Here is a 22,307-nt window from a genome sequence, read left to right as displayed (position 1 = left end):
ATATAGTATTTTTGGTTTTAATTATTTACACCAATAATGTCCAGCTAAATGCGGTATTTTAAAACAATTACTACACTAATTTTTATCACCTTCTTTCAACTTGGGTTTACTCAAGATTTTTCTGAATCTTGGAAAGGTTTTTTTTCGTATTTGGATATTAAAGATGTTTCTCAGGGAACAGATAAGATTTATGCAGCCTCGCAAAACGCGATTTTTACTTACGATAAAAATACAAATACAACCGAGACTATTTCCACTATAAACGGACTCTCTGGAGAGTTTATTTCAAGTATTAAATACATAGAAGATAGAAGCCTACTTTTAATTGGTTTTGAAAACGGTTTAATGCAAGTTTATGACGAGGCAAGTAAAGCTTTTAAAACAGAAATTTCTATTTTAGAAAAACCTACAATACCACCAAACAATAAAAAAATAAATCATTTTTTAATTTATAATGATTTAGCTTACATAGCTACAGACTATGGAATAACTGTTTACGATATTGTAAATTTAGAGTTTGGAGACACCTATTTTATTGGTATGGGAGGTTCTCAAATTAAAGTCAATCAAACAACTATTTTTAACGAATTTATTTATGTAGCTTCAGATGTAGGTATTTATAAAGCACTATTAAGTAATCCCAATCTAATAGACTTCAACCAGTGGCAAAGTATTGTTGGTGTGAGTTGGGTAGGAATTCAAGCAGTTAATGGTTATCTATTTGCTTCAAGAAATAACAGAAGGCTCTATAGTGTTGTAAATGATGTCGTTACACAAGTAAAATTATATAATGATCTAATAACAGATACCAGAGACAATAACAATCAATTAATAATCACAACAGAAAAAGAAGTCTACATTTATAATCCTGAAAACCTTGTCGAAGTAGCTACAACAACAATAAATCAAGAGTTCGATACTAAGTTTTCTGCAACGGTTGTCACCAATCAAAACGAAATTTATATAGGCACTCAAGAACAAGTGGCCATTGGAATACCTGGTTATGGATTATTAAAAACATCGATTTTAAATTTGAACGTTTACGACGAAATCCATCCAGAAAGTCCTTTGTCTAACAAGTTTTTTCAAATTAGTTATCAATCGAATGAATTGTGGGCTACACATGGAGGTCATTCGCTAACCTATAATTTTAATGGAGGCACAGCTAGAACAGGAGTGAGCCATTTAGTTGAAAATGAGTGGAGAAATATTACCTACGATTCGCTTCTAACTGTTTCCAATAGACCATGGTACATATCTTACGTTTCAATTAATCCTCTTAATTCTAATGAAGTTTATTTTAGTTCCTATTATTCTGGACTTATTGAAAGAACCCAAGAAGCGTTATCAATTTATGATCAAAGCAACAGTACAATAGTTCCATTTGCTGGAAGCTTACACCTCACATTAGCAAGTAATTTTGATGCTAATGGAGATTTATGGGTAATGAATGGCCGAACAAACTTCTCCTTAAACAAGTTTTCTAATGGGAATTGGAGCTCATATAGTTTAGAAGATATTATTCAACCTGCAACCAGTAACTTAGGGTTTTCTTCTATAGAATTCGATTCCAATAATAGTTTATTTATTGGTAGTCATAATTATGGATTGATAGGTTTTAAAGAAAATAATGGAAATCCTATTATTAAAAATATTTTTAGAGAAGAAGAAAATGTTCCTTCTACAGGAATATCGTCTGTTAAGTTAGATAATCAAAATCAGCTTTGGTTTGGTACCTACAAAGGTATTCGTGTAATTTATAACATCGACGAATTTTTTGAAGATCCGGATTATGAGCCTTCTGAAATAATTATTCTGGATGACGGCACACCTAGAGAATTGTTTTTTCAGCAATTTGTAACTGACATTGAAGTAGATGGAGCTAATAATAAATGGATTGGTACCTTAGATACAGGCGCTTACTATTTATCTAGCGACGGCCAGCAAACAATTTATCATTTTACAAAGGACAATTCGCCTTTACCAACAAACGATATTTTAGATATTGAATTAGATAATATTAACGGTTTAGTTTACCTCGCAACAGACCAAGGAATGGTGGCATTTAATGTGGAAACCTCTGTTCCAGAAAACGATCTTCAGGAAGCATACGTCTACCCAAATCCAGTAAGACCTAATTTTAATATTAATAACGATAAAATTAAGATTAAAGGCGTTACTGGAAATGTAAATATAAAAATTACAGATATAGAAGGTAATTTAGTTAGTGAAGCAGAGTCCAGAACAAATACAAAATTTCGTGGTTATAATCTTGAAATTGATGGTGGAACTGCATTATGGAATGGTAAAAATATGTCTGGAAGAACCGTTGCTACTGGAGTTTATATGGTTATGATTTCAGATTTAGATTCCTTTGAAACCAAAGTCTTAAAACTAATGGTGGTGCGCTAATGCTTTTAACTACAAATGCAATTGTTCTTTCTAAACTAAAATATCGAGATAACGATTTAATTATAAAATGTTACACCCAAAAAGAAGGTGTGGTATCCTACCTTTTAAAAGGCGTCTTAAAATCTAAAAAAGGATCTAAAATAGCATACTACCAACTCCTAACACAACTTGAATTAGTTACAGACTTCAAGGCGTCGAGGTCACTGCAATATATAAAGGAAGTAAAAATCAATCACCTTTATAATAGTCTACATACCAATGTGTTAAAAAGTGCTATCGTTATGTTTTTAGCCGAAGTATTATCTACCACGCTCAATGAAGCCGAACAAAACGACACCCTGTTTAATTATCTTGAAGCTACCCTACAATGGCTAGACACACACGACAAATTTGCAAATTTTCATTTGCTTTTTTTACTAAACCTTTCTAAACATTTAGGATTTTATCCAGACACTTCTAATATGGATGCTGCGTACTTTAATCTGGAAGACGGGAAATTTGAACAAGAAAAACACAGTAAATACTCAATATCCGCAGAAAATTTAACACTCTTAAAACAACTATTAGGCACAACATTTGATGCTTTAGATACAGTTAAGATAAATGCCAAACAAAGACAATCTTTTTTAAACCTCATTTTAGTTTATTTTCAACTACATTTGGGAAGTTTTAAAAAACCAAAATCACTGCAAATATTTAATGACGTTTTTAATTAAAAATAAAAAACAACTACTTCCTGCTATAACAGCCTTTTTTCTTTGTTTTTATATACAAGCGCAAAACATAACGATACTAAGTAAAAACACGCAAGAACCTGTTGCTGGTGTAGCCATATATAATAAATTGAAATCTAAAAGTGTCTATAGTGATTTCAACGGAAACGCTAATTTAGATGTTTTTGAAACGTCAGAAATAATCTATTTTAAGCATTTATCTTTCAACCTATTTTCTATACGAAAATCGCTTATTAGAAGTAGAAAAATTGAGCTAAAAGCAAAATCTGAAGGCTTAGATGAAATCGTTATTTCTGCTTCAAAATTTAAAGAAAACAAAAGAGATATCCCTAAGAAAATTTCGAGCGTAAGTGCTGCTGAAATCACTTTCGAAAATCCACAAACCAGTGCCGATTTATTAGAATCTACAGGGCAAGTATATGTTCAAAAAAGTCAATTAGGAGGCGGAAGCCCTATGATACGTGGTTTTTCTACCAACAGACTTCTTATAACTGTTGATGGTGTAAGAATGAATAATGCCATTTTTAGAGGCGGAAACATACAAAACGTTATTTCAATCGATCCATTCTCGATAGAAAACACAGAGGTATCTTTAGGTGCTGGCAATGTAATTTATGGCAGTGACGCTATAGGAGGCGTTATGAGTTTTTACACTAAAACACCTAAATTATCTTACACAGATTCTACATTGGTAAAAGCCAATACAGTATTAAGATATGCAACTGCCAGCGAAGAAAAAACAGCACACATCGATATTAATTATGGTTTTAAAAAATGGGCATTACTTACTAATGCCAGCTACACGTCGTTTAACGATTTAAGAATGGGAAGCCATGGACCACAAGATTATTTACGTCCGGAATTTGTAGTAACAAATAATAACGAAGACATTATTGTTGATAACAGCAATCCTAAAATTCAAAAAAATTCAGGATACAATCAGTTTAATATTATGCAAAAAGCCAGATATGAAGCTGAAAATAAATTGAGCTTCGATTTAGGTTTGTTTTATACTGCTACCTCAAATACACCACGCTACGATAGATTAATTCGTTACAGAGGAGATAATTTACGTTCTGCGGAGTGGTATTACGGACCGCAAAAGTGGTTTATGGCAAATACTAATGTTACTAAGTTAAGCAGTAACTCTAATCTTTACGATAAAATTAAAGCCACTATAGCCTATCAAAATTTTAAAGAAAGCCGCGTGGACCGCGATTTCCAATCAGACATTAGAAACAGAAGAGAAGAAAACGTTGACGCTATCTCATTTAACTTAGATTTAGAAAAAACGCTAACAGATAAAACAGAGTTGTTTTATGGTTTAGAATTTGTTCACAACAAAATAGGCTCGGTAGGTTTAGAAGAAAATTTAACCTCTAATACAACAGAACCAACTGTTACCAGATATCCAAATGGTTCTACCTGGCAATCTGCTGCTGCCTATATGAGTTTAAAATATAAACCCACAACAAATTTTGTGTTTCAAACTGGATTACGCTATAATAATGTAATTTCTAAAGCCAATTTTACAGCGAATAATGTTTATCTTAATTTACCTTTTACCGAGGCTAATAATAACTCAAGCGCTTTAACAGGAACAGCAGGTATAAGCTGGGCGCCGAACGAAACATTACAATGGAAATTTAATATTTCTTCAGCATTTAGAGCTCCAAACATAGATGATATTGGCAAAGTTTTCGACTCAGAGCCAGGTGCTGTGGTCGTACCTAATAATGATTTAAGCTCAGAATATGCCTATGGAGGTGAATTAGGCTTAATTATGAATTTTAGTGATGTTTTTATTCTTGACACTTCAACTTATTATACCTATTTAGATAATGCTTTGGTTCGAAGAGACACCAATTTAAATGGACAAACACAAATTATTTATGATGGCGAATTAAGCACTGTGCAATCCATTCAAAATGCATCGAAATCATGGATTTATGGTTTCGAAATTGGTGCCAAAGTTAACTTTAGTAAAGCGCTTAAATTAACCTCTCAATATAACATTATTGGAGGCACAGAAGAGACGGATGGTATAGAAGTGCCTGTTAGGCATGTGTCTCCTAATTTTGGCAATACTCATTTGGTTTGGCAAAATAAAAATTTAAAAGCCGATGCTTTTATTAATTATAATAATACATTATCGTTTAACCAGTTAGCGCCTTCCGAACAAGAAAAAGACTACATATATGCGTTAGATAGTAATGGAAATCCATATGCACCATCTTGGTACACTCTAAATTTTAGAACACAATATCAACTCAATAAATCGGCAATACTCATTGCCAGTTTAGAAAATATTACAGACCAACGTTACAGAACCTATTCCTCTGGGATTTCGGCAGCAGGAAGAAATTTAATTGTTGCCTTAAAATACAGTTTATAAAAAAAGCTCCCTTTCGGGCGCTTTTTTAATTATAAGTTTAATTTATATATTTATTTCTTAATCGCTTTCTTAGTAATAATACTACCATTAGATAATTCAATATTTGCAATGTAAACCGTTGTACTCAACTTAGAAAGATTATAAATTTCTGTGTTATCGCTTCCGCGGAATTGGTAAATCTCACGACCTAACATATCCATTATTCTAACAGATTTAATAGTCTTTTCGTTTGACTTAATTGAGAATTTCACATTGTCATCTTCAAGTTCAACTATGGTTAAGTTTTCTGAAAGTACATCAAATGCTTCAGTAGAAAGTGTGTTAGGATTGAATACAACTTTAAAACGATTGTTAAACTCACCTGTACTAGAAGTAAAGGTGTAATCGCTATTGGTTAAATCATGTACTGTATTCATTAATGCATCTTCTAAATACACTGTGTTGTTTGTAAAGAAAGCACCTTCAAATTGAGGAATTGAAATAGTGTATGTAGTTGCCTCATTAATTGTCGTATATAACCCTAAAGGAATTTCTTCATTAACGTCTAAACTGGAAACTTCTTTTCCTTGAATTCCATATTTAAGATTACTTCCATCGATTATAGAATACATAAGAGCAGAATATCCTGAAGATATATTTTTAGTAGCATCGTAAGACATTCCATCGTCGCCGTCTGTAGCGTTTGGAACATAGCCTATTAAAAGTTGACTAAAAGCACCGTTATCACTTTCAAAATTAATCCAAAGCTTATTATCCACATTATTTAAAGGTTGATTATTAGAAGACCTGAAAAACTGATCGTTATTTCCAGTAACCCTCATATCATTTCTAAAAATTGCCTCGGCAGATTCAACAGTTTCACCATCTACATTTGTTGAAGAGATGCTAGAGGTATAATCATCAGACATTGCGGTAAAGAAACCTTGACCGCTTGGAATATATCTATTTGGGATATTACCATCTCCACCTGAAGCAGCAGTAGCTCCAGTATAATTAATAACCGCATAATCTGAATTTGTGAAATTTAATGCAGAGTTACCATTTGTTGTGTCTGATGGAGGTGTGTTGTGAGACCATAAATAAATTACACCTTCAGTAGCACCAGAAGGATTTACTGTAGCATCGTAAACGTTAGCGGTAAAAAAGGCATCAACATCTATAGCAGAGGCGTAAGGGTTTCCAATAAAATTCCAATTTGTATCTAAATCCGTAGTCCTGTTTCTATGTATTGCAGTAGTTATAACACCATTATTTAACGGTCCTACGAAGGAATGAGCAAACTCTCCTGATGTCGCCATAGGAGGCAGAGTATTAAAATAAGCTGGCGATAGTGTACAAGCATAGCCAACACCAGGTTGCATTACATCACCAGACAATGCGTATTCCCAATCGTTCGCATTATCATCTATATCATCTTGCCCAACTGCTGTTGTATTATCATTATTGTTCTCTGCTGTGGCGTCACTAAAATTAGCTGCGTTATATGTAAAACGTCTATCTACATTTGTTTGCGCAAATGTGTTTCCAACTGTTTCTCCTTGGACTGGTGAGCTCCAGTATGTGTATTCATACCAGGCAGCTATGTCAGCAGTAAATTTATTAACCTGAGTTATTCCTGCACCAACGTTTAAATATCTAGCAGAATTATTTTCTTGTACAAACGAACCGTGATCGCTTATAATAACAGTTCCATCATTAGTGACATTATTCTTTATTTGAACAAAGGTATTGTCTGCAACATTTAAAGTTACACCTGCATTTATTATAAGACTACATGCCGTGAAATCTGTTGTAGCTGTGTCATAATTTGCAATTAATACGGCAGTTGTAGTACTATCTGGTGCGCCTGCACTCCATGTAGCTCCATCCCAAATTGTTGTATTTGTACACTCGCAATCACTTATGTGCGACCCTAACATGCCTGTATTGTTAGCCGCAATAGAAGTCCATTCAGTAGCATCATAAGAAATATTCGGAACTTGTACGTTTGCATTTCGAACAAGTGTAACATTTTGAGCAAAATTGTTATTTACACCAATAACGCCAACAACATCAATATTAATCCCTGTGCTTGTTTGTAACGCTATTACATCGTTTCCTGTAAAAACAATTACTCCGTTATTAAAGCAAAAATCTGCAATACCTGTGCCACATAGTGCTGAGCCATTTCTTCCAATTAGGTACGTCTCAAATGGTGCTAAAGTTCCCGAAAGCGATCTAGTTACTACATCGTTAGCATCTCCATCTCTAAATCGAGCCAATTGATAGTTGTCTAAAGTAATAACAACATTCGTTGGGTTAAAAAGTTCTATATATTGCTCATTGGGAGTACCAGCAGCAGCTTCATGGTATTGAGATATAATTAATTCTGAACAAGGTGCAGGAACAGTATAAGCAAAAACTTCTCCTGTTACGGTAACATCAACTGGTGTTGCTCCAATACTCGTAACATTAATAATACCGCTATATATATTTGCTGCTAAACCAACGCTAAGTTGCACATAAATTGTTGTTAGAGGCACAGTCACAACAGTAGGTGCTAACGTTAGAGTATTAGAAAATGGACCGTTAGGAGATAAAGAAATCACAAAATTAGCTGGTGCCATAATTTCAATATTATTTGTTAAAGACGACCCTTGTACGGTGAAAGTTTCCTGAGAAGAAACATTTCCTTCAATATAATTTAACTCATTAACTAAATGATTACCTGGATTAACCGTAATAGTAGGTGTCACAGGAGCTATACCTTCAACTAAAATATTATCAAACCTAAACCTGTCTGTACCTGCATTATTCACAATAGTAATTCTTAATTGCAATGTAGTTCCAGATATGTTTGCAGCTGTTACCATAGTCGCTGCAAAACTACCACTAAGGGTAGGGTTAATATCCGCTGGGTTCCAGCTTAAACCTCCATCTAAACTATAATCTGTCATAAAAGTATCAACAGCTGTTAAAGAGGCATTATTATTATTGAAGGCATCTATTGAAAAATTTACATTAGTGAAGCCATTAATATCCAATTCTGGAGAATACCAAATTGCAGGACCGTCTGTATCTCTAGCTTCTAAGTATCTTGCTGCATTTACAACTTGGAATCTATCACCATTATTAAAAGTAGTTCCAGAAACATCAACGGTCCAGTTTACTCCAGACACATCAATTTCGGTCATTCCAGTTGTGTTATTATAAAAGGCGCCTTTATTAAGCTGTCCGCTAAAGTCTTCGTTGTAGATAGTTGTTTGGCTAAAGCCGAAGCTAAAGACAAACAGTAGGATAAATGTTAATGTAAAATTTTTCATAATTGAGGGCTTTTAGGATTATTAATTAATAGTTTACTTTTGTTATATGTATCATCAAATCAAAACGTTTACGGTAGAAGAAGCTAAGAAAAAGTTAGAACACTACTGCGCTTATCAAGAACGGTGTCACCAAGAGGTTAAACAGAAACTAAAAAGTATGAATATGATACCTGAAGCATCAGATGTTATCATTGTTCATCTCTTAGAACACAATTTTCTTAATGAAGAACGTTTTGCCAAAACTTTTGTTCGAGGTAAGTTTAACATCAAAAAATGGGGACGTTATCGTTTAACTCTCGAATTAAAGAAAAAGGACATCTCCAAAATTAACCTAAAAGCCGCGCTTAACGAAATTTCCGACGATGAGTATATCGAAGTTTTCAATGATTTAGCCGAAAAAAAGGCCAATATGATGTTAGAAACCAATAAATTGAAGAAAAAAAAGAAGCTGATAGACTATTTATTATATAGAGGTTGGGAGTCTCATTTAGTATATAATAAGGTAAACGAATTAATTAAATAAATGCAAAAAGCCTTTCAAAAAAAAATAAATTCTGAAAGGCTTTTTTAGTATATTTTTTAATTATCTTAAATTAAAAATAGCTCCAACATTGGCTGAGAATTGATTGTGGATTAATGCTCCTGCAGAGCTTGCATCAGAATCATATTTTGCAAGTGGACCACCTACTTCACCAAACACTCCAAAACCACTTGAAAAGAAATAACGCATACCTAAATGCCCTCCAAAATTCTTTAAGCTTAAGCTTAAACCTGGATACACATCAAAATTATCGCTTACATTCAATACGTTGCCTAAGTTGGCATTAAAGCGTCCTTTTAAATCAAAACGGTCTCCAAAGTCTGCATCAATTCCGTTAGTTAAATTTAAAGCGTACGATGAACTTATTCCCACCGAAATGTTTTCGCCTAAACCATAATCTAAACCTATAGTAATGCCTGTAGCATATTCTTGTATGTTTGCTCCTATAGATAATTTTTTATCATCTTTTCCAGAAAAAGCCTGAGCTTGTATTAAATAAGAAGATAAGAGTAATGTAATAAGTAATAGTTTTTTCATAATATTATTTTAAGTTATTATTAGTTTTTAAAATTGCCTGTTCGTTTTTCCAATCTATCCATTTTTGACCTTTTATTCTTCGCATTAAATTATCGATATTTCTCATAATAAAAACGTTATATACCGCTTTCCCTAATGTTTTTGGGTGTCTGGCAATTGCTCTTAAGCTCATCGAGAAACCTGGAGTGATATATTGCATGTAGTGCCAATAGCCTTCTGGCATATATAAAACTTCTCCATGATTAAGCTCACATTCCCAACCTTTAGCATTTTTTAATGCGGGCCATTTTTCTAAGTCTGGATTAGAGAAATCGATATCTTCCCTAACAATTAAAGAATGTGGTATCTTGTATAAATATTTATTTTGCTTCTGGTCAAATAAGATGATTTGTTTTTTACCTTCAAAATGAAAATGAAAAATATTAGCTAAATCAATGTCATAATGCATAAAGGTGTACGAATTAGTCCCACCAAAAAATAACATGGGTAACTTTTTCATTAAACGCAAACCAAAATCTGGAAATTTAAAATCCTTTTGAAGCTCGGGCACTTCTTTTAAAACATTCCAAAGAAAAATTCGAAATTTAGTGGGTTCCCGCTTTAACAAATCTATATAATCACGCATTTTCATTTTAGCGTGAGGCTCGTTAAAACCATCTTTATAATCTACAGGTCTATCGTCGTAAAGCGGTACTGTTTTGTCTCCGGCAATCTCTTTTATATACTCTAAGTTCCATTTTGAATACGCCGGCCAATCTTCAATAAAGCGCTCTATAACCACAGGCTTCTGCGGCCTGAAGTAATCACGCATAAACGCTTCTTTTGAAATGGTTTCTACGCGAGGGATGTTTTGAAGATTAAGTTTCAAATGTTTGAATTTTGCTCGTCAAAGTTAAAAAAACGTTACGAAATTAGTTATGTTATGTGAAGACTTTAACTATTTTAAGGTTTTTGCTTTTTGTTTAGCATCTTCATTTCGCTCAATTGTATGCTCTGGCCTGGACCATCTTGGTTTTTCGCCTAAAGCTTCAAATTTAGAATTGGAAGCCTCAACGGTTTCCGGCTGCATTTTTTTAATGAATGGTTTTTGCGGATTTAAGCCTAACATTTCGAACATTTTCATGTCCTCATTTACATCTGGATTTGGTGTTGTTAAGAGTTTATCTCCTGCAAATATAGAGTTGGCTCCTGCAAAGAAACACATGGCCTGTCCTTCGCGACTCATCTCTGTTCTTCCTGCGCTTAAACGTACTTGTGTTTCCGGCATTACTATTCTTGTTGTAGCCACCATTCTAATCATGTCCCAAATAGATACTGGTTCTTCTTCTGCCAAAGGTGTTCCTTCTACTGCTACTAATGCATTAATTGGTACCGATTCTGGTTGCGGATTTAATGTTGCTAAAGCAACTAACATTCCGGCACGATCTTCAATAGCTTCTCCCATACCAATAATACCACCAGAACACACGGTTACATTGGTTTTACGTACATTATCAATGGTTTCTAAACGATCTTGAAAACCACGAGTGGAAATAACTTCTTTATAATAATCTTCAGAAGAGTCTAAATTGTGATTATAAGCATACAAACCAGCTTCTGCAAGACGTTGTGCCTGATTTTCTGTAATCATGCCTAACGTACAACACACTTCCATATCCAGTTTATTAATGGTACGCACCATCTCCAGAACTTGGTCAAACTCTTCACCATCTTTTACATTTCGCCAAGCTGCTCCCATACAAACACGAGAGCTTCCTGATGATTTTGCACGTAAAGCTTGCGCTTTCACTTGGCTTACAGACATTAAATCGTTGCCCTCAATATCTGTGTGATATCTTGCCGCTTGCGGGCAATACCCACAATCTTCGGGACAACCACCAGTTTTTATAGAAAGCAATGTACTAACTTGAACAGTGTTTGGGTCGTGATGTAAACGATGTACAGTAGCAGCTTCGTAAAGCAACTCCATTAAAGGTTTATTGTAAATTTCCAGTATTTGTTTTGTAGTCCAGTTGTGTTTAATCTCGCTCATAAAATCGTATCTGTTTCTATTTTCAAAAATAGTTTATTTCTATTTTATAAAAGCATCAAAAATGCGGTAAAATTTTTCTGGTTCTTCTAAATAAGGGTTGTGACCACTGTTCTCAAACATTTCAAATTGTGCTTGTGGCATAAATGTTTTGTATTGCACTGCAAATTCCGGAGTAGAAACACCATCATAACGACCTGCAATAACTAAAGTTTTTGCCTTTATATCTTTTAAATCTTTTCTGTAATCTTGATTTATCATACTCCCAGAAACATCAAAATCGCCATCTTTACCTATAATTGAAACGTACACATCGTTTGCCCAGCCTCTATAATTTTCCTTTGGAGCATTTTGCTTTAGTTTAGTATCATGATAATAAATGTACTTTGTTGGGAAACTGCCGTAAACATCGGCTAATGCTTTATCGCTTGAAACGTAACCTAACGCACGTAGCGAATCTACCTTTTTCCACTTCTCTGGGAAATGCGTTTTAGCATAATGGTTGTAACTGTCGCAATTAGCTTGCCACATAGCACCACTATGGAAACCATTAATTAACACCATTTTATCGACGTTATCTTTGTATTTTATGGCATACGCTTGCGCAGGAACTGTTCCGTAAGAATGACCTACCAAAGCGATTTTTTCAAATTTTAAAAGGATGCGCAGTTTTTCTATGAGCGCCACATCATTCTCAACAGTGTACTCTTTTGGATCTCTAGCATCATCACTTTTACCTCGACCCAGCCAATCGAAAAACACAACCGTATTTGTTTTGTAATAGTGCCCAAAATTACCCTGCATATAATCGTGAGAATTTCCAGGTCCTCCAGGCAAAAAGAAAATAGGATCTCCTGTGCCTTTTATCTCTACATTAATTTTGTAACCATCAATCTCGTAGAATTTAGATTCGAATTGCTCAAAAATATCAGGATCTTGTTGTGCGTTATTACAGGCCGTTATGAAGAAAAATGTAAGACAAAGGAATTTAAAAACTGGTTTCATAAATACAGAGTTAGACTGTAAATATAACTATTTTGAAAGTAAAATACTCACGGCATTGCCTCCAAAACCAACAGCATTAACCAGTATGTTCTTAATTTGTTTTGGAGTGTTGGTTGCTATATAGGGTGTCGAAATAAATTGCTGTTTTTGAAGCATTAAAACGGCCATCTCCACGCTTAGCATCCCAGAGGTTCCTAAAGTGTGTCCTATCTTCCACTTATTTGTTGTTAACGCTGGTGTTTTAATAGTAAACACTTTATTTATGGCGTTAATTTCGGCAATATCGCCTTTAATGGTTCCTGGCGTATGTGTAACAATTATATCTATTTCGTCTGGTTTTGAAGCACCTAAAGCCATTTGCATAGAATCCTGAAAACAAGTTGCATTTGTTGATAGCGATGCATTATGTTCTAAAATTTCGGTTGCATAGCCAATACCTTTTATTATTACTAATGCATTTGGTTTTTCTCCAATCTCCAAACATGCCATTGCAGCACCTTCTCCTAAAACCATGGTGTTTTTGGTTTTTTCTAAGTCTAAAGCACGACAAGGAAATGTGTTTTTATTTTTAGCGTAAATTTTTAAAGCCTGCATTTGCGCAATAGTAAAAGGCGTTAATGGCGCCTCGCTACCACCAACCAAAAATTTATTACATAATCCAGATTGCAACCAGGCGACACCATTAAGCATGGCGTGTAAGGCTGTCGAACAGGTAATAGAATGTGAAATTTCTGGTCCTTTGGTTTGTAAATCGTGAGCAATCCATGATGAAATATTTCCTAAGGTTGTGGTTGGCGAACTTAGAGTTTTGGTTTTATTTCTTGCTAAAAAATCTTTATAAAATGTTTCGAATAATTGTGTCGCACCTCGAGACGAACCTATATTTATTCCAAAATTATTGTTAGCCTTCCAGCCCGCTTGCTCAATGGCTTTTCTCGCAGCATAAACACCAAATAAAACAGAATCATCCAATGTCTTGTACTTTGAATCTGAAGCTCTTAGATTTAGAATTTCAGTTTCTAAGCTTTCACTCAAAGCTGAAACTAAATGTCCTCCTCGTTCAGAAATAAAATGAGCATCCGTTTTATAATTTTCCCATACTTCTTCCATTGTTTTTCCCAAAGGAGAAAAAGAAGAAATGGCTGTTATAGAGATTGGTTTTAGCACAAAAACTTGATTTTACGGCAAAAATAAGCCTTATCATTTTTAACTCCTATTTGTTTAATAATTATAAATAAAATTAATCTGTATGTAACAATTTTTAAAAGTTGAATACTTATATTTAAAGTGAAATAATTAAAAAATAGCCGCTTTCGCGGAAATACTATGGATGAAATAAGACAAAAAAGTTGGGCGAGTAGAAATTGGGGATGGCTGCTTGGAGGTGGTTGTTTAACTCTAATTATTATTGGAGTTATTGGTGTAATTACGTTGGTTTATAAAGTGTCTGATACTATAACCGAATCTGAAACATACATTTATGCATACACCAATGCCGCTAAAAATGAAAAAGTAATTGACTTTTTGGGAGAACCAATTGAGACCGATGGGATAGGAAGTTCAAGCTATAAATATGTAAATGGATCGAGCACTGCAAAATTAACCATACCAATAAAAGGCCCAAAAGATGAGGGTGAAATTGTTGTTGATGCCGAAAAAATTAATAACGAATGGACCTACCACCAGCTATATGTAAAAATTGATGGCGAAACGGAAACTATTAATTTACTTGAAACTGAAGAGGAAGATAGTAACGATGATTTAGACAATTTCTAAAGCCTCTTCAATTACTTGATAAATTTTATATAATTGTTCATCTGTAATGGTGTAAGGTGCCTGTATGTAAATAGTTTCGCCGAGTGGTCTTAAAAACACACCGTTTTCCATAAAAAAGTTGAAAAGTTTGTAGCGCAAATCGCCATAGCGTTCCATCTCTACGTTTAAATCTAAAGCAAAAATGACTCCTAATTGGCGTATTGCCTTTACTTTTTCATGGGCTATTATATGTTCGCCAAAACGATTATGATTGGCAATAATACGTTTTATATTATTTTGAATTTCTTCAGAATTTAATAGTTCTAATCCAGCCAATGCCGCTGCACATGCTATGGGATTAGCAGAATAGGTGTGGCAATGGAATAGGCCTTTTCCAATATCATTACTATAAAAAGCATCATAAATTTCTTGAGTACAAGAAGTTACAGACATTGGCATTAATCCAGCCGTTAAAGCTTTACTCATACACATAATGTCTGGTTTATTTTCTATAAAATCTGAAGCGAAAAAGCTTCCAGTTTTACCGAAACCAGTCATAACCTCATCGGCAACGGTTATAATGTTATGTTGTTTACAGAATTTTAAAATTTTATTTAAACCTTCGGCGTTATGCATTTTCATTGCTGCTGCACCTTGTACTAAGGGTTCATAAATAAAACCGGCAACTTTATTGTTTGCTGTTATATCTTTCAGTTGAGCTAAAATGGCTTCGTGGTTAGTTCCATCAGGCGTTGGAATACGTTTTACATCTAAAAAGAAATCTTGAAAAGGACCGTTATAGACTGATAGTCCCGATACGCTCATGGCGCCAAAAGTATCGCCATGGAAACCGTTTTCGAAAGCAATTAAAGTATTACGTTTTTCGCCACTATTGAAATGAAATTGCATCGCCATTTTAATGCCTATTTCCACACTTGTAGAACCATTATCTCCAAAGAAAATTTTCTCTTGGTTGTCTGGTAATATTTTAATGAGTTCTTCAGAAAGTTTTACAGCCGGTTCATGCGTAAAGCCCGCAAATACAACATGGTCTAATTCCTGCATTTGTTTGTGAACACGATTGATAACAAAAGGATTGCAATGTCCGTACATGCTTGAATACCACGACGCAATAGCATCTATATATTCGTTATCATTTTCATCGTACAAAATACAATCTTTAGCTTTTACAATTGCCATAGATTCGGGATGTAGTTTGTGCTGGGTTAATGGATGCCAGATGTGTTTTTTATCGCGTTGTTTTATGCTCATAGTTCTCATTCCTGCCAAGACAGGAATCTATAAATTAATTAATATAGAAACTTGTGAATTCCTGTCTTTGCAGGAATGACAATTAAAATTGTAATAGTTTATCTTTAAATTGTTCTGCATATTCGAGTACAACATTCTTATCAAAATAAGGTTCTTCGTCAATGCGACCAATTACAGGAACGTTAGTCATTTTTTTAATAATCTCTTCGGTTGAATTATTTTCATTTCCACTAAAAATAATGGCAACTTGTAAGCCTTTTTCTATTAGTAAGTTAACCGTAAGAAGTGTGTGATTAATGCTTCCTAAATAATGTCTTGAAACGACAATCACCTTATCATCTGGTTTAATAATATCTAAAATAGTCTGCTTATTATTTAATGGTACTAATAAGCCACCAGCACCTTCAATAACCAAATTGTTTCTTGTTTTGGGAGGTTTTATTTTCTTTACATCAATAGTGATTCTGTCGATTTCTGCGGCAGCATGCGGGCTCATTGGCGTATTTAATGCATAGCTATTATCGTAAAATTGCGATTTATTATTAGATATTAATTGTTTTACTTTTTTGGTGTCGCAATGGTCTAATTCACCGGCTTGAATGGGCTTCCAATAATCGGCTTCCAAGGCTTCTGTTATTATTGCCGAGGCGATTGTTTTTCCAACTTCGGTAGAGATTCCTGTTACAAAGTAGTGTTTCATTTAATTTCAAATTCTGTATTACAATTTTCGCACTTATATTTATGTTTGGCACTTATTGGCAAGGTTCCAAAAAGGACTCCAAAAACAAATCCGAAAAAGGATTTAAAATCTTTTATAGTAGAAAAAAGTTCTATTTTTTCACTATTACATTTTGGGCAATGGATGGCGTTGCCATCGTCGTCTATAGAATATTTGCTAATGGATTCTAAAATATGCTGTGCCTCCATAGCATCTTGGCTTAACACTTTCATTTTAATGCCACCAATAGCATTACTAACTAAAGGATCTGTTTCTATGGTAAAATTATCGCTTAAAAAAACTTGTATGCCTTCGGCTTCCAAACGGCCTTTAATAATTTGGGCTTCGGTAGAATATTGAAATCTTGCTATGGTTTTAAACTTATTGCTCATTTTATTCTCACGAAAGCGAGGCACTTTTTAAAAGTTAGTTAATAATTGAAAAGATACTGAATTAAGTTAAGCATAACTACTCTACAAAGTTAGCTAACAATTGTAAAACTTCTGTTATTTGCGCTTTAGTATTGTAAGAATGAATACAAAAACGAAGTCTTTCTTCTCCTTTTTTTACTGTTGGAGATAAAATAGGTTTCACATTAAAATTATTTGCTTGAAGATGATTTGCAATACGTTTCACTTTTTCATTGCCTGAAACAATATAGCAATGAATTGCCGAATTGCTTGGTATGAATTTATTTTCAAGCTGAAGTCTTATCTTTTCAGATTTAAAAAACAAGATGTTTTGCTGAAGTTTTTTAATTTCTGAAGCATCTTGAAGTGCCTCATAAGCGTATTTAATAGTCGCTAAATTATGTGGTGGTAATGCTGTAGTGTAAATAAACGGTCGTGAAAAATTAATTAGATATTGTTTTAATTCGTTGCTACATAAAATGGCTGCACCATGAGAACCCAGAGCTTTACCAAAGGTTATTATTTTAGCGAATGTGTTTATATGTTGAGTTAATCCAGAGCCTTTTTCGCCCAAAACACCAACAGCATGTGCCTCGTCTATAATTAAATGAGCCTTGTACTTTTTACTTATTCGAGATAGCGTCTCTAAGCCTGGAGTATCACCATCCATGGAAAACACAGATTCTGTGACGATGTATATATCATGATGAGATTGTGAAACGAGTACAGCATGACGTGCTATCATCTCTTCTAAATTTTTTAAATTGTTGTGTTTAAACTTATACGCTTTTGCATTACTCGTAGCGATACCATCACGAATGGAAGCGTGACTAAATTCATCGAAAAAAATGAGATCTCCTTTTTGTGGAACACAAGAAAAGAAACCCAAATTAGCATTATAACCAGAATTAAAAATAAGTGCTGCATCGCTATTATAAGACCTACAGAGTTCTTGTTCTACTAAACTGTATAAATCGTGGTTTCCAGACAACAAGCGAGAACCTGTGGCGCCATTATGGTTTATATTATTATCAAGTAAATATTGATGTGAGGCTTTAAAAATGGCTTCGTTTTTAGAAAAGCCTAAATAATCGTTAGATGAAAAATCGACAAGATTATTTTGTGAGCCTAATTGGCGCAGCGCGTTTTCGGTTTTACGCTTGTTTAGTTTGTTTTGAAGGTTTTTTGGTATCACAAACCAAAGGTACAAAGACCTCACAGGTTTTAAAAACCTGTGAGGTCAAAAACTGCTAATTCATTTAAATGGTAAGGTTTTTTAGAAAGAATAATTCAAAACATTTTTGTTTAAAATAATATAACATCTGTTTTGTATTTTGTTGTACATTTACACATATGTTTGCATTAGTAGATTGTAATAATTTCTATGCTTCCTGCGAACGTGTTTTTAATCCTAATTTACAGGGAAAACCAATTGCTATTTTAAGCAATAATGATGGTTGTGTAATTTCACGAAGCGACGAAGCAAAAACCCTACGCTTACCAATGGGAGCGCCTATTTTTAAATGGGATTCCTTTTGCAAGGCTAATGGAATATGCGTGCTATCGTCAAACTATCCTCTATACGGAGACATGAGCAGTCGTGTAATGTCTATACTAAAACAGTTTTCTCCAGATATTGAAGTCTATAGCATAGACGAGTCTTTTTTACAGTTTAAAGATTTTAAAGCAGACTTTAATTTTAATACTTATGGAAATCAAATTAAAACACGCATTTTAAATTGGACAGGTATTCCAACCTGTGTTGGTATTGCACCTACAAAAGCATTATCTAAAGTAGCGAATAAGGTGGCAAGAAAATTCCCAAAAGAAACCAATGGTGTATATGTTATAGATTCTGAAGAGAAACGTATTAAAGCTTTAAAATGGATTAAAATTGAAGCTGTTTGGGGAATAGGAAGACGCTTAAGCGAGCGATTAAAAATTAAAGGTTGTAAAACAGCCTACGACTTTACACAATTACCAAACGATTGGGTGAAAAATAATTTCTCGGTTGTAGAATCTAGATTGAAACGAGACTTAGAAGGCATTGCAACTTTACAACTAGACGACGATGATACTATAAAAAAAGCCATTGCAACCACACGAAGTTTTGAATATACTTATTCTGATATTGACAATATTAAAGAACGTGTCTCTACTTTTGCCACAAGTTGTGCCGAAAAACTACGCAGACAAGGTTCCAGTTGCCACGTTATTATTGTGAGCTTAAGTAGTGATAAACACAAAAAAGAGTTAGAACAGCATCGAGAAAGTAAAATTATAAACCTGTCTTGCCCAACAAATTCATCTTTAATTATAAGTCATAACGCAGTTAACGCAGTAATGTCTATCTTTAAAGAAGGTATAAAATATAAACGTGCAGGCGTTGTTGTTACTGGTTTGGTAGCAACAGATAATTTTCAGCTTAATTTATTTGATACCGAAAATCCAAAACACCAACCCTTAATGCAATCTATAGATAAGCTAAATGGTAAATACGGCGGATTTAAAATTAAGTTAGCAAATCAAGATTTAAAACGTACTTGGAAAATGCGTCAAGAGCGGTTATCGCCAAGATATACCACTAATATTAATGATATTATAATTGTAAAATGATAGCACACAATCAAGGAAGTTTAGACTTCTACACACCAGAAACTATAGAAGGTATTTCAGGACAGTTTTTCGACACAGGAATTTCGGCAGGTTTTCCTTCTCCAGCAGAAGATTTTAAAGAACATCGTTTGTCTTTAGACAAAGAGTTAGTAAAAAACAAAGAAGCAACGTTTTATGCAAGAGTTAGCGGGCAATCTATGATTGGTGCAGGATTAGACGATAACGATTTGTTGGTAATAGACAGAAGTATAGAACCGGAGAACAACAAAATAGCTGTATGCTTTCTTGATGGCGAATTTACCGTTAAGCGTTTAAGAGTAACTAAAGATGAAATCTGGTTACAACCAGAAAACCCCAACTATCCTATAATACATATTACAAAAGATAATAATTTTTTAATTTGGGGTATTGTTACTAATGTGATTAAGAAGGTGTAGTATTCACAACATATCAAAAAACAAAAAAACGCTTTAGTAATGTACTAAAGCGTTTTTATATTCTGTTATAGAAGCTATCTAATCGGCTAATATAATTGCTTTGTTATCTTTCATCTCTAATGTTCCTGAATTTATTTTTACAGTTAATACTTTATTATCGTCTGCAAGAGGAACTACATTAGCATGCAAATTATTTAAAACAATGTTTTTTTGTGAATGCATGTTTATTTTTACAATGCCTTCTGTTAAAACAGAAACAATAGCTGCGTGGTTATTTAGCATCTGAAACTCTCCATCTATTCCTGGTACAGTTACAGCATCTACTTCACTACTAAATAACGTTGCTTCTGGTGATACAATTTCTAAGTACATCTTTTAAATTTTATTTAAAAGCTTCCGAGTCATCGGAAGTCTCATTTTGGCTTGCAGTTTGCAGTTTTTAGTCCACTGTGGACTGTATACTGGTTACTACTAACTTATTTACGCTTCAGCTAACATTTTCTCTCCAGATTCAATAGCTTCTTCAATAGAACCTTTAAGGTTGAATGCCGCTTCTGGTAAGTGATCTAATTCACCATCCATAATCATATTAAAACCTTTAATAGTTTCCTTGATATCTACTAAAACACCTGGTATACCTGTAAATTGCTCAGCTACGTGGAACGGTTGCGATAAGAAACGTTGTACACGTCTTGCTCTATTTACAGCCAATTTATCTTCTTCAGATAATTCTTCCATACCTAAGATGGCGATAATATCTTGTAATTCTTTATAACGTTGTAATAACTCTTTTACTCGAGTAGCACAATCATAATGCTCATCTCCTAATATATCTGCAGATAAAATTCTTGAAGTAGAATCTAAAGGATCTACTGCAGGATAAATACCTAACTCTGCAATTTTACGAGATAATACTGTTGTTGCATCTAAGTGAGCAAACGTTGTTGCTGGTGCTGGATCTGTTAAATCATCTGCAGGTACATATACCGCTTGTACAGATGTAATAGATCCTCTTTTTGTTGAAGTAATACGCTCTTGCATTGCACCCATTTCTGTTGCTAAAGTAGGTTGATAACCTACGGCAGATGGCATACGACCTAATAAGGCAGACACCTCTGAACCTGCTTGTGTAAAACGGAAGATATTATCTACGAAGAAAAGTACATCTTTTCCTTGTCCTTCACCAGCTCCATCTCTAAAGTATTCAGCAATTGTTAAACCAGATAAGGCAACACGTGCACGTGCTCCAGGTGGCTCATTCATTTGCCCGAATACGAAAGTCGCTTTAGACTCTTTCATTATTTCCTTGTCCACTTTTTGAAGATCCCAACCACCTTCTTCCATAGAATGCATAAAGTCCTCACCATACTTGATAATTCCAGACTCTAACATTTCACGCAATAAATCGTTTCCTTCACGTGTTCTTTCTCCTACTCCTGCGAATACAGAAAGTCCACCATGTCCTTTTGCAATATTGTTAATCAACTCTTGGATTAATACAGTTTTACCTACACCAGCACCACCAAATAAACCAATTTTACCACCTTTTGCATAAGGCTCAATTAAATCGATTACTTTAATACCAGTAAATAATACTTCTGTAGAAGTTGATAAATCTTCAAATTTAGGTGCGCTTCTGTGAATTGGCAAACCCGCATCACCAGCTTTAGGTAAATCTCCTAAACCATCAATAGCATCACCAATTACGTTAAATAAACGTCCGTAAACATCGTTACCAATTGGCATTTGTATTGGAGCACCAGTTGCAATAACTTCTGTTCCTCTACTTAAACCATCAGACGAGTCCATAGCAATAGTACGCACAGTATCTTCACCAATGTGAGATTGTACTTCTAATACTAATTTTGAACCATCAGCTTTATTAATTTCTAATGAATCGTAAATTTTTGGAAGTTCAGCACCAGCTCCGAATTCTACATCGATTACTGGACCTACTATCTGTGCAACTTTACCTGTAACTTTTGACATTACTTATCTATTTAATATTATGCTATTTAATTGATTGAAAACACCTTCGGTTTTCGCGTGCAAAGATAGGTGTTTTTATTTAAAATAAAAGTTGTTTTTTAAGCTTTTTTAAGCATAAAAAAACGCCCTCTTCAAGAAGGCGTTTTTCTATTTTT

General features: G+C 34.0%; 19 protein-coding genes. 7 read left to right on the top strand and 12 right to left on the bottom strand.

Annotated features, from left to right (window positions below; all coding sequences use genetic code 11):
• The first annotated feature begins 48 nt into the window (after window positions 1-48).
• The 3 genes from porZ to ACVC43_RS12360 are packed head-to-tail and all read left to right on the top strand — an operon-like array spanning window position 49 to window position 5,541.
• Window positions 49-2,412 (top strand): type IX secretion system anionic LPS delivery protein PorZ, encoded by a 2,364-nt coding sequence (gene porZ / locus ACVC43_RS12370; RefSeq protein WP_452224843.1) that lies wholly within the window; start codon window positions 49-51, stop codon window positions 2,410-2,412.
• Entirely contained in the window at window positions 2,412-3,128 is a 717-nt protein-coding gene (gene recO / locus ACVC43_RS12365; protein ID WP_452224842.1) for a DNA repair protein RecO, read from the top strand. Before porZ ends, recO begins: the two co-directional genes overlap by 1 nt.
• Window positions 3,112-5,541, top strand: a complete 2,430-nt coding sequence (locus ACVC43_RS12360) for a TonB-dependent receptor (RefSeq protein ID WP_452224841.1) — start codon at window positions 3,112-3,114, stop codon at window positions 5,539-5,541. Before recO ends, ACVC43_RS12360 begins: the two co-directional genes overlap by 17 nt.
• A 50-nt stretch (window positions 5,542-5,591) precedes the next feature.
• On the opposite strand, the gene ACVC43_RS12355 is transcribed toward ACVC43_RS12360, so the two are convergent.
• Window positions 5,592-8,843 carry a lamin tail domain-containing protein gene (locus ACVC43_RS12355; RefSeq protein ID WP_452224840.1) on the bottom strand — a complete coding sequence of 1,084 codons (3,252 nt, stop codon included), beginning with the start codon at window positions 8,841-8,843 and terminating at the stop codon, window positions 5,592-5,594.
• A gap of 46 nt (window positions 8,844-8,889) precedes the next feature.
• Between ACVC43_RS12355 and ACVC43_RS12350 the strand changes: the two genes are divergently transcribed.
• Entirely contained in the window at window positions 8,890-9,366 is a 477-nt protein-coding gene (locus tag ACVC43_RS12350; RefSeq protein WP_452224839.1) for a regulatory protein RecX, read from the top strand.
• 60 nt (window positions 9,367-9,426) lie between these two features.
• Here the strand turns inward: ACVC43_RS12350 and ACVC43_RS12345 are convergent, their stop codons facing one another.
• The 5 genes from ACVC43_RS12345 to ACVC43_RS12325 form a co-directional block, all read right to left on the bottom strand.
• Window positions 9,427-9,921: a DUF6646 family protein gene (locus ACVC43_RS12345; protein ID WP_452224838.1), complete on the bottom strand. Its 495-nt coding sequence runs from the start codon at window positions 9,919-9,921 to the stop codon at window positions 9,427-9,429.
• A 4-nt stretch (window positions 9,922-9,925) separates the two neighbouring features.
• The gene (locus ACVC43_RS12340) at window positions 9,926-10,789 is read right to left on the bottom strand and encodes a cupin-like domain-containing protein (protein ID WP_452224837.1); all 864 of its coding nucleotides are present in this window, start codon (window positions 10,787-10,789) and stop codon (window positions 9,926-9,928) included.
• Window positions 10,790-10,858: 69 nt separating this feature from the next.
• Complete coding sequence (gene bioB / locus ACVC43_RS12335; RefSeq protein WP_452224836.1) at window positions 10,859-11,953, bottom strand: biotin synthase BioB; 1,095 nt, start codon at window positions 11,951-11,953, stop codon at window positions 10,859-10,861.
• A gap of 39 nt (window positions 11,954-11,992) precedes the next feature.
• A complete protein-coding gene (locus tag ACVC43_RS12330; protein WP_452224835.1) occupies window positions 11,993-12,955 on the bottom strand; it encodes an alpha/beta fold hydrolase in 963 nt (320 codons plus the stop codon).
• Between the two features lie 27 nt (window positions 12,956-12,982).
• Window positions 12,983-14,122: a beta-ketoacyl synthase N-terminal-like domain-containing protein gene (locus ACVC43_RS12325; RefSeq protein ID WP_452224834.1), complete on the bottom strand. Its 1,140-nt coding sequence runs from the start codon at window positions 14,120-14,122 to the stop codon at window positions 12,983-12,985.
• Window positions 14,123-14,281: 159 nt separating this feature from the next.
• Here ACVC43_RS12325 and ACVC43_RS12320 point away from each other — a divergent pair, with 159 nt between their 5' ends.
• Window positions 14,282-14,731, top strand: coding sequence for a cytochrome c oxidase assembly factor Coa1 family protein (locus ACVC43_RS12320; RefSeq protein WP_452224833.1), 450 nt, complete (start codon window positions 14,282-14,284; stop codon window positions 14,729-14,731).
• Here the strand turns inward: ACVC43_RS12320 and bioA are convergent.
• The 4 genes from bioA to ACVC43_RS12300 all read right to left on the bottom strand — a co-directional run bounded on the left by bioA (window position 14,717) and on the right by ACVC43_RS12300 (window position 18,305).
• Window positions 14,717-15,982 (bottom strand): adenosylmethionine--8-amino-7-oxononanoate transaminase, encoded by a 1,266-nt coding sequence (gene bioA / locus ACVC43_RS12315; protein WP_452224832.1) that lies wholly within the window; start codon window positions 15,980-15,982, stop codon window positions 14,717-14,719. The two genes, ACVC43_RS12320 and bioA, sit on opposite strands and share 15 nt — an antisense overlap.
• A gap of 82 nt (window positions 15,983-16,064) precedes the next feature.
• A complete protein-coding gene (gene bioD, locus ACVC43_RS12310) occupies window positions 16,065-16,682 on the bottom strand; it encodes a dethiobiotin synthase (protein WP_452224831.1) in 618 nt (205 codons plus the stop codon).
• Window positions 16,679-17,092 carry a putative signal transducing protein gene (locus ACVC43_RS12305; protein ID WP_452224830.1) on the bottom strand — a complete coding sequence of 138 codons (414 nt, stop codon included), beginning with the start codon at window positions 17,090-17,092 and terminating at the stop codon, window positions 16,679-16,681. The genes bioD and ACVC43_RS12305 overlap by 4 nt, the downstream gene beginning before the upstream one ends.
• Before the next feature lie 76 nt (window positions 17,093-17,168).
• A complete protein-coding gene (locus ACVC43_RS12300; RefSeq protein ID WP_452224829.1) occupies window positions 17,169-18,305 on the bottom strand; it encodes an aminotransferase class I/II-fold pyridoxal phosphate-dependent enzyme in 1,137 nt (378 codons plus the stop codon).
• Window positions 18,306-18,463: 158 nt separating this feature from the next.
• Between ACVC43_RS12300 and ACVC43_RS12295 the strand changes: the two genes are divergently transcribed.
• Together ACVC43_RS12295 and ACVC43_RS12290 are read left to right on the top strand one after the other, a co-directional pair.
• A complete protein-coding gene (locus ACVC43_RS12295) occupies window positions 18,464-19,726 on the top strand; it encodes a Y-family DNA polymerase (RefSeq protein ID WP_452224828.1) in 1,263 nt (420 codons plus the stop codon).
• The gene (locus tag ACVC43_RS12290; RefSeq protein WP_452224827.1) at window positions 19,723-20,163 is read left to right on the top strand and encodes a LexA family protein; all 441 of its coding nucleotides are present in this window, start codon (window positions 19,723-19,725) and stop codon (window positions 20,161-20,163) included. The genes ACVC43_RS12295 and ACVC43_RS12290 overlap by 4 nt, the downstream gene beginning before the upstream one ends.
• 78 nt (window positions 20,164-20,241) lie before the next feature.
• Here the strand turns inward: ACVC43_RS12290 and ACVC43_RS12285 are convergent, their stop codons facing one another.
• Together ACVC43_RS12285 and atpD are read right to left on the bottom strand one after the other, a co-directional pair.
• Window positions 20,242-20,535: a F0F1 ATP synthase subunit epsilon gene (locus ACVC43_RS12285; protein ID WP_452224826.1), complete on the bottom strand. Its 294-nt coding sequence runs from the start codon at window positions 20,533-20,535 to the stop codon at window positions 20,242-20,244.
• A 108-nt stretch (window positions 20,536-20,643) separates the two neighbouring features.
• The gene (gene atpD, locus ACVC43_RS12280) at window positions 20,644-22,152 is read right to left on the bottom strand and encodes a F0F1 ATP synthase subunit beta (RefSeq protein WP_452224825.1); all 1,509 of its coding nucleotides are present in this window, start codon (window positions 22,150-22,152) and stop codon (window positions 20,644-20,646) included.
• Window positions 22,153-22,307: the final 155 nt, after the last annotated feature.

The organism is Lacinutrix chionoecetis (assembly GCF_053604665.1).
This window is presented reverse-complemented; position numbering and strand designations above follow the sequence as displayed.

Excerpts from the sequence above, each read along its gene's own strand:
- recO (WP_452224842.1), top strand. The coding sequence starts at position 2,412 with ATGCTTTTAACTACAAATGCAATTGTTCTTTCTAAACTAAAATATCGA.
- bioD (WP_452224831.1), bottom strand. The coding sequence starts at position 16,682 with ATGAAACACTACTTTGTAACAGGAATCTCTACCGAAGTTGGAAAAACA.
- ACVC43_RS12305 (WP_452224830.1), bottom strand. The coding sequence starts at position 17,092 with ATGAGCAATAAGTTTAAAACCATAGCAAGATTTCAATATTCTACCGAA.
- ACVC43_RS12290 (WP_452224827.1), top strand. The coding sequence starts at position 19,723 with ATGATAGCACACAATCAAGGAAGTTTAGACTTCTACACACCAGAAACT.
- ACVC43_RS12320 (WP_452224833.1), top strand. The coding sequence starts at position 14,282 with ATGGATGAAATAAGACAAAAAAGTTGGGCGAGTAGAAATTGGGGATGG.
- ACVC43_RS12285 (WP_452224826.1), bottom strand. The coding sequence starts at position 20,535 with ATGTACTTAGAAATTGTATCACCAGAAGCAACGTTATTTAGTAGTGAA.
- bioB (WP_452224836.1), bottom strand. The coding sequence starts at position 11,953 with ATGAGCGAGATTAAACACAACTGGACTACAAAACAAATACTGGAAATT.
- porZ (WP_452224843.1), top strand. The coding sequence starts at position 49 with ATGCGGTATTTTAAAACAATTACTACACTAATTTTTATCACCTTCTTT.
- ACVC43_RS12345 (WP_452224838.1), bottom strand. The coding sequence starts at position 9,921 with ATGAAAAAACTATTACTTATTACATTACTCTTATCTTCTTATTTAATA.
- ACVC43_RS12330 (WP_452224835.1), bottom strand. The coding sequence starts at position 12,955 with ATGAAACCAGTTTTTAAATTCCTTTGTCTTACATTTTTCTTCATAACG.
- ACVC43_RS12355 (WP_452224840.1), bottom strand. The coding sequence starts at position 8,843 with ATGAAAAATTTTACATTAACATTTATCCTACTGTTTGTCTTTAGCTTC.
- bioA (WP_452224832.1), bottom strand. The coding sequence starts at position 15,982 with ATGAGCATAAAACAACGCGATAAAAAACACATCTGGCATCCATTAACC.
- ACVC43_RS12350 (WP_452224839.1), top strand. The coding sequence starts at position 8,890 with ATGTATCATCAAATCAAAACGTTTACGGTAGAAGAAGCTAAGAAAAAG.
- ACVC43_RS12295 (WP_452224828.1), top strand. The coding sequence starts at position 18,464 with ATGTTTGCATTAGTAGATTGTAATAATTTCTATGCTTCCTGCGAACGT.
- atpD (WP_452224825.1), bottom strand. The coding sequence starts at position 22,152 with ATGTCAAAAGTTACAGGTAAAGTTGCACAGATAGTAGGTCCAGTAATC.
- ACVC43_RS12360 (WP_452224841.1), top strand. The coding sequence starts at position 3,112 with ATGACGTTTTTAATTAAAAATAAAAAACAACTACTTCCTGCTATAACA.